Here is a 7,560-nt window from a genome sequence, read left to right on the forward strand (position 1 = left end):
TCAAATTGCTACGGTATGCTTTAGTCATTTGCTCACAAGGTGCTGGTTTCTACAAATCTCAGCATAAGCTTTGTGAGCTTTCTTACAACATTACCCTACTTTTAAAACATCCTCTAAGAAGTAGCACCCGCAACCGCAAGCCAAGCGACTTCAGTTCGCGGTTTTAGTGTCGGGATATGATAAGGATAAATAATTGTCGGCTCATGGTTTCCTACTTCCCCTCCCTTCCGTGTCCTTTGACAGAAGTTTCTGCTATCTATGCGGCAAACAGAATCAGATGAATAAGGTTTTGCACATTCATTAGAAGAAACAAATCCACTAGATAAGTCTAAAACTATCCCTGTGCTAAAACATAAAAATTTAATACTACCACCATCTAAAACTTCTAATTTCTCGCCATCACAAATCAAGCTTCCTACTTCAAAACGCTTATCACCTGGAGACATTACTCTTCCACTTGGCTTGCAGCGAACCTGATTCCTTTTATTTCTTACTAACGGCACATTTGCCAGTATTGGTATATCTTTTATAAGTAGAAAGCTCAAACAAAGCCCCACTAAAATTTTTGTACTCTTTTTCACAAGTCTAAAAACAAATAGTACGTTTATATATGCTTAGTTTCTCATAAAATTAGAAGAAAATCTGTATCAATATAAATTTATTTAGAAAATACTACTTTTTAAGTATGCGATCTAATAATTTTTGCCTCCAGTTAAAAACCTCTGGTAAAGTAGATTGAGCTAACATACAGCCTTCTATATAGATTCTAGCTGTGTCTGTGTCTCCCAAAGCTTCTTCGACTTGAGACAGCAAGCAGAAAGCATCCGTTCTTCCATCTAATCGAATTGATTTTTCTAAATGTTTTTTAGCTTCAATTAACTTATTTTGCTTAAATCTTGCCCAGCCTAAATCCTTATACAAAGCTGCTTCGATTTCCGGATCTTTAGTTTTTTGTAACCCTTGCAAAGCTAAAATGATTGCCGCATCATGTTCATTATTATTGTTTTTCAATCTTGACAAAGCAGTAATAGCAAGTACTGCATAGTTACTCTTTTGAATAGCTAATTGATATTCTTTCTCTGCTAAATCGTATTTTTGCTGATCTTCATAAAAATTTCCTAACCCGTAATGCGATTCCCAACTGTTAGGTCTAAGCTTAAAGGCTTTTTTATAGTTCTCTGTTACACACTTTGTATCTAATAATCTTTGGCAAACTAGTGCTAAGTTATTATATGCAGCAGCATCATTTTGGTTGTATCTAATTACTTGCTCATAATACTTTCTAGCAATCTTAGGTTCATTTATATTGCGGGAAGCTAGATTAAAATAATAATTAGAAATAGCTAAAGATAACCCTTGATACGAAGTGATAGCAATTGGTACAGCTAAAATACCTAAACTAATTATGAATCGCTTCGATGTAAGTATTCGATTAAACTTTAACTTAAACGGTAGGTCTTCTAAACGCTGTAAAAGTATTTGTGTAGATGGTGGACGTTTTCCTGGAGCCGGAGCCATCAAATCATCTAGCAAATCTGCAAAGGGTTTTTCAATATGTCGTGCTTTATTCCTCCAGATAAGTCTTGTTGTTTGCTGATCTGTTAGTAAATTGGTTACATGAATTCCAGTTACTAAATATGCTAACGTTCGCCCTAAAGCATAAAAATCTGATTGTGGTACTGCTTGACCGTTAATTTGTTCCAAGGGGGTGAAACCAGCCGTTACAAGTACTGTAATTTCATGCTGACCAAGCCCCATATCATTCCCCCCACTACCGCTAACTTTTGCTAGATAGCTACGGGTTACTTCTCGAACTGCACCAAAATCAATTAATCCTAGCTGACCATCAGGTTGAACAATTATATTTGAAGGTTTAATATCTCTATGGAAAAAACCACTACGATGGACTTCATCAAGAATTTTTACTATCTGTATAAGCCAATTCAGAGCTAAAGCTTGAGATATTTTCCCGTTAGCTTTTACCCACTGTTCTAAATTAAGTCCTTCAAATTTCTGCATTACTAAGCAATGCAGTTCAGTAGAGCTATTATTGGGTGTAACAGTAAATAAATCGTCTACAACTCTAGGAATACCAGGATGATTAAATAATTGCAATGTAAGTGTTTCTCGCTCCAACAAGCTGATTTCCTTAGGTCTTTGCGATCGCAACACCTTCATTACTTTTCGAGTACCTTTATCATCCACTGCTTCAAAAATTTCTGTACTGTAACGGTAGTCCAAAGGACGTAATGGCTTAAGCAAACGAAATCGATGTGCAATCAACAATTCTGTACCACAATTAACACATCTTTCGCTTTTGTCATTATTTTTACGATGTGTACACTTAGGACTAATACAATAGCTCACACATTTAGGTCATTAAAATAATTAAGCCGATTTAAAATCATAAACTACATTTTGAACTGATTTTAAAGTATAGGTGCAAATATACTTTATAACTTGAGGCTCTAATCTCAGTAGTACTTCTTTATTATCATCCTTTTCTTGCTCAATCAGAGAACGTGCATACAAAGACTCTATGGCTTCAAATATTTCTGAGGTCGTTACCTCACCCTGTTGCCTCTCTTTAATTTCTTTAAGAAATTCGCTCAATACAATTGAATTTGCAGACTCTTGATGTAGTTTTTCCGTTAAATGAAACATAATCTGTTTCTCTAAAATAGTTAGACGGCCTTTCTCTTCAAATAATTCATCCAAGCTCTCTTGGAATACATCTGTCATCAACACAGTTTTAAATTTCAAAAAATCCTTCACACTACCAGCAAAAAAATTTTGAATCTTTTCAGCTAACATTTTTAATGATAAGGGATTTCCCCGATAAGTTTGAACTAAATCTCCCCATTTATCCTCATTAGTTAACCCGTGCAAACGAAAAATTTCTAAACCTTCCTTTCCCAACCCTTCAAGTTTTACTGTCCTAACTGGTTGCCCTTTTTTTTGCAGACGATTAAAATCGATAAATGGTTCACGACTAGTCAGTAAAAAACAGCTTTGATGCTGTTCCTCTACAACCCTATTAAAGAACGTCCCATACTCTGCATACTCCTTACCATAAGCATTTGAGTTGGTATTTCTATCTCCCTGTAATAAGGACTCCGCTGAGTCAAGAATCACTAAACAACGACGTGAGCGCAGGTAATCAAATAACTTTGATGTCCTAGCTTGGATGGATTCTGGCAAATCTAGCTCCTGGTTTTCTGAATAAGCAAAAATTCTAAGCAAGTCAGCAACTAAATCTGTAAGCAACGGTCTATACGAAACTGACTTCCAAATGAAACTATTAAATTCATACGACCCCATACGCAAAGCTTGAACTAATTTAGCAACTAAAGCACTTTTCCCGATTCCAGCCGCTCCTACAATTGCTACACAGCGCTCTTGAGCTATCAATTCTTTCAACATCGCTAGTTCAGAAGCCCGACCATAAAAATTGGATACGTCAGGCAGATTTCCTACGAGTGTAGGCAGACCAGCAGTAGCTTCATTCCATTTAGCTGGTTCATTGTCAGCTACTAATATCTGTTTTTCTACAATGCCCCGCAGTCGTTTCTTAGTGACTTTTTCTCCATTCCCTAATATTCCTGTTAATAGTACCCACAGCTTAGGTGCTACACGCCTCTGCAAAAGATTAATGTCATAGAGACTCTTTTCTGCTATATCCTTGTAATCCAGATCAAGCCAAGCTGATCTAAGCACAATTTTTTCTGGCTCTTCTAGCCACCTGCCTTGTTTTGCAAACACTAAGTCATCTATGGCTTGGATAGCTTCTTTAGTATTCACCTTTTATTAAGCTCCTTTGAGTACGGACGTGCTGTTTTTTATCAATTTCACTAAATCAGAAGTATATACTTTTTAACTGATGAGCTTTAAAAAAGCTGCATAGTCTACTATTCCTTACTTGTACAACAGCTTCCTTTTTCATAAAATGCAAAGTTACTGACTTTGAAGCAGGAAGCGGGTAGGACGGAACTAAAAACTCTTTATGTGGATTTTAAGCCCTGCATTCTCTACCTCACTTAACTTGCAAGCTGCTGTATATTTCAAACTTCACGAATCATAACAATTGAGTCGCTATTATATTACGATACTGATATATTCTAGTTCAAGTACGTACTAAACTAAAAAAAGTTTGGAGAGACTGTCAAAACTAGTATAATTGCGGGAGAACTAAAAGCAATGCTCAAAACCACATAAATCTAGACAGGTGCTGCTCGATATATCAGATCACTTTTGAGCTTTTGAATTTGACTGTAACAGAGCCAGCCATTGCTCTATTTATATCATGCCTAAAGTATGAAGGTTTCAGAGCCATGATAACCAAGCTAATGAGGGGAAACATGAAAGTAAAAGCATCAAAAAATTTAAAGCACAAAGCGCCACTAAGGAGTAGGCGCTTTGTCTGTTTGTAAAACTCATCGTTAAAAAGAGCGGGGTTGATCTCGAAGGTACAAAATCAGTGGCTATTATAGTTTGGCGACTTGATGTCCACTAAAACTGTCCGAGAGTTTTTACCACGCTGCAAGATCCATTATAGGTTCTACCGTTTGGAAAGTCTATTTCTTACGGCGTTTTTGGCTGTCAAAATTCTCACTTTTAGCTAAAGTTTAAGTTTAATGAAGTAAAATTGCGAACTTTGTAGTCTAAAACAGTAGCAGCGTGAATAACCCCCTCTGAACTTGAAAACCGAGTTATCAGGGAAAATCAATATCATGACAAATAGCTATTCTCCCAAAAGCGCAGTGTTAGAGCGCATAGGGTCGAATGTAGCGTTTTCTGCGGCTTCGTGTCGCAGAAGCGTCTACGTATGGCAGCTTTATGCTGTGGTGCTGGAGAAATTCAGGAATATCTTAGCTAAAGTAAGAGTTTGGCAGCTTGAAAACTGGCTGCGTTTAAACGAAGGCTACGGAAACATCGCTTCCTTGGAAAGCACCAATATCACTTTGAGATTAGACACATTTCTCTCTAAGGGATTCCGAGGAGAGAACCGATGAATTCAGCGACAACTGAATATCCAAACAATCTCACGCCTTGTGAATACCATGAGTTGTTAGCTGGTAGCGCCATTCATCCGGCGTTGATTAAGCGCAACTTTTTCCATGTAGAGGGAGAATCAGTTTATGATTTCCTGTTCATATCTGATAAACTGCCACGCAAGAATGCGGGTCGGGTCACGGATGGATACATTAAAATGTATCAGCACCTATTACTAGGTGGGACGTGGATTCAGTCACTTGACCCATTCAAAAATTGGCAACCGATGGAATGGGGAAGAATTAAGCCTAACTTCCCGCGCTTTGATTGGCAAACAGGTAAACCAGTTAAATACGAGTCACCCCCCAAAACCCCCAACCGCGTTACTTACTTTGATGTCGCTAACCCCATCTGGGACAAAGTTGCAAAGCGTTATTTAATTAAGCGCTATCATTCACTTTTAACATTGCGCTTACTGGATCAACTCAATCCACTAATATTTTGGGAGTGGGTAAAGCAACATCCAGAGATTCCAGTTATCTTATGCGAGGGCGAAAAAAAAGCGGCCTGCTTGCTTAGTTTAGGGTTTGTAGCGATCGCACTCCCAGGAATTTGGAACGGGCGCGTAGGCAAACAAGATTTCGATGAACGGTTGCATCCAGATTTAATGCCCTTGGCACAACCGGGACGCAAGTTCATTATATTATTTGACCACGAAACAAAAGCTAAAACCAGGTGGTCGGTGTTTCAAGCCACTGTTCGCACTGCAAAAGCAATCGAATCGGCTGGTTGTGAATGTGAAGTTGCGCTGTTGCCGGGGCCAGAAAAAGGTGTTGATGATTTTGTAGTTAGTCGCAGTGAAGATGCCAATGCTCTGCTGACTGCAATTATAGACGATGCCAAATCACTAAAAGATTACCAGCGCTCGTATCGGGCTAAGAAATGGGGACTTAGCAAATACAAACCGGATGTCACTATTAATGTCAAATATCTCTCTGAGGCTTTGTGCATTCCTGAACTTGAAGAAAAATGCAATTTGCCTGAGCTTTATGAGCTTGAAAAGGAACAACTTTTCACGCCATCTATAAAAGGACATCCTCCAAAGAAGGAGTCTACCGATTCTGGCGGAGTTGATTCAGACAAATCGAAGAAATCCCCTACCTTCAATTTCCCAAAATCAGGACTAGTCGTACTCTGGAGCGACATGGGTACTGGCAAAACTGAACTTATGCGCTGGTGGCGTGACCAAAATCCTGATGCGCGGTTCCTCAACAATGGACATCGGGTTAACTTGTTGAAAAATCTTGCCGAACGTTTGCGGACGGCAATGTATTCAGACTTGGGTTACACAGGTTTAGCCCAGGCCCAAGCCCTTAGTATTACTATTGACAGCTTGCATAAGCTGAATACTCAATCTCTCACCTACGGCTGCATATTTATAGATGAAGCCTGCCAATACCTCACCCACTTACTGCACAGTAATACTTGCAAACAGCACCGTGCAGCAATACTTGAAGTACTGGAATATATAGTATACAACGCGCCACTGGTCGTCATCGCTGATGCACACATGGATGATTTAACGGTAAACTTCTTTCTTGCAATGCGACCACTCGGTGAAGTCCCGTACATTATCAAAAACGAGTGGCGAAACGGTTCACGCACAATTTATTGGTACGAGGGGGATAATTCAAGCGCTCTAGTCGCCCAAATCTCGGCAGCGCTGATGCAAGGTCTGAAAGTCATGGTTGCAAGTGACAGTAAGCGTTTCATCAAAAAACTCGACAAATCCTTTACAATCAACTACGAAGAATCTAACTCCGAAAAATCACATACACCAAAAAAATGCCGTATCTGGTCTGTTCACTCTGACAATTCTGGCAGCGATGAGAATGTCGCTTTCATCAAAGATATCACCAACGCCGTCAAAAACTTTGATGCCTTGTTCACTTCCCCTAGCCTGGGGACTGGTGTCGATATTTCTGAGTATCATTTTGACTTAGTGTTTGGCGTGTTTCACGGCGTTTCCCAAACCGCTACTGAATGCGCCCAACAACTTTACCGCTATCGCCCAAAAGTCCCGTTTCATATTTGGGTGGCCCCGCGTCCTCCTTTCGGTTACAAGGATACCAATGCTACCAAGATTAAAGAGCGTTTGCTCCAAACCAATGAAATGACCGCTTTTCTGTTGCGAATTGACAGAGAAACGGGTAAGCGGGGAGCCGAGAAAGATTGGGCGCTTGAGGCTTACTGCCAAATTATGGCTAACCGCCACTATTCTCTCAATAATCTCCGCGATGACTTGCGATCGCTCCTCACCGAAATGGGCAATACATTTATATGTATGGGCAGTGAAGATGATGAGCAATCTCTCGAAAGTCTTAAAGCAGCAGCACAAGCTTTGGATCATGCCCACAATTCGGCTGTTGCCAAGGCGAACAATATTACTTTGAGCGAGTACCGTGCCCGTCAGAGCAAAGATTACCTTGACCCTAATGAAATTTTTGAATGCGAAAAATTCCGCATTTCTGATTCTTACGGCATCGAAGTAACCGAATCACTCGTAGA

The 7,560-nt window shown here is 39.6% G+C and carries 5 protein-coding genes; 2 read left to right on the top strand and 3 right to left on the bottom strand.

Annotation, left to right across the window (positions count from 1 at the left end; all coding sequences use genetic code 11):
* Positions 1-113: 113 nt before the first annotated feature.
* The 3 genes from H6G97_RS40955 to H6G97_RS40965 all read right to left on the bottom strand — a co-directional run bounded on the left by H6G97_RS40955 (position 114) and on the right by H6G97_RS40965 (position 3,801).
* On the bottom strand, positions 114-446 hold the full coding sequence (locus H6G97_RS40955) for a hypothetical protein (protein WP_190946330.1): 333 nt from the start codon (positions 444-446) through the stop codon (positions 114-116).
* A gap of 226 nt (positions 447-672) precedes the next feature.
* The gene (locus tag H6G97_RS40960) at positions 673-2,367 is read right to left on the bottom strand and encodes a protein kinase domain-containing protein (RefSeq protein WP_190946331.1); all 1,695 of its coding nucleotides are present in this window, start codon (positions 2,365-2,367) and stop codon (positions 673-675) included.
* Between the two features lie 21 nt (positions 2,368-2,388).
* The gene (locus H6G97_RS40965) at positions 2,389-3,801 is read right to left on the bottom strand and encodes a helix-turn-helix domain-containing protein (protein ID WP_190946332.1); all 1,413 of its coding nucleotides are present in this window, start codon (positions 3,799-3,801) and stop codon (positions 2,389-2,391) included.
* Between the two features lie 929 nt (positions 3,802-4,730).
* Between H6G97_RS40965 and H6G97_RS40970 the strand changes: the two genes are divergently transcribed.
* On the top strand, positions 4,731-5,012 hold the full coding sequence (locus H6G97_RS40970; protein ID WP_190946333.1) for a hypothetical protein: 282 nt from the start codon (positions 4,731-4,733) through the stop codon (positions 5,010-5,012).
* On the top strand, positions 5,009-7,560 hold a 2,552-nt coding region (locus H6G97_RS40975; protein WP_190946334.1), incomplete at its 3' end, for a plasmid replication protein, CyRepA1 family. The genes H6G97_RS40970 and H6G97_RS40975, both read left to right, overlap by 4 nt.

It is taken from the genome of Nostoc flagelliforme FACHB-838 (assembly GCF_014698065.1).
GTDB classification, from domain to species: domain Bacteria; phylum Cyanobacteriota; class Cyanobacteriia; order Cyanobacteriales; family Nostocaceae; genus Nostoc; species Nostoc flagelliforme_B.

What these genes read in the sequence shown, in the direction of transcription:
- H6G97_RS40955 (WP_190946330.1), bottom strand. Translation starts at nt 446, where the DNA reads ATGTCTCCAGGTGATAAGCGTTTTGAAGTAGGAAGCTTGATTTGTGAT.
- H6G97_RS40970 (WP_190946333.1), top strand. Translation starts at nt 4,731, where the DNA reads ATGACAAATAGCTATTCTCCCAAAAGCGCAGTGTTAGAGCGCATAGGG.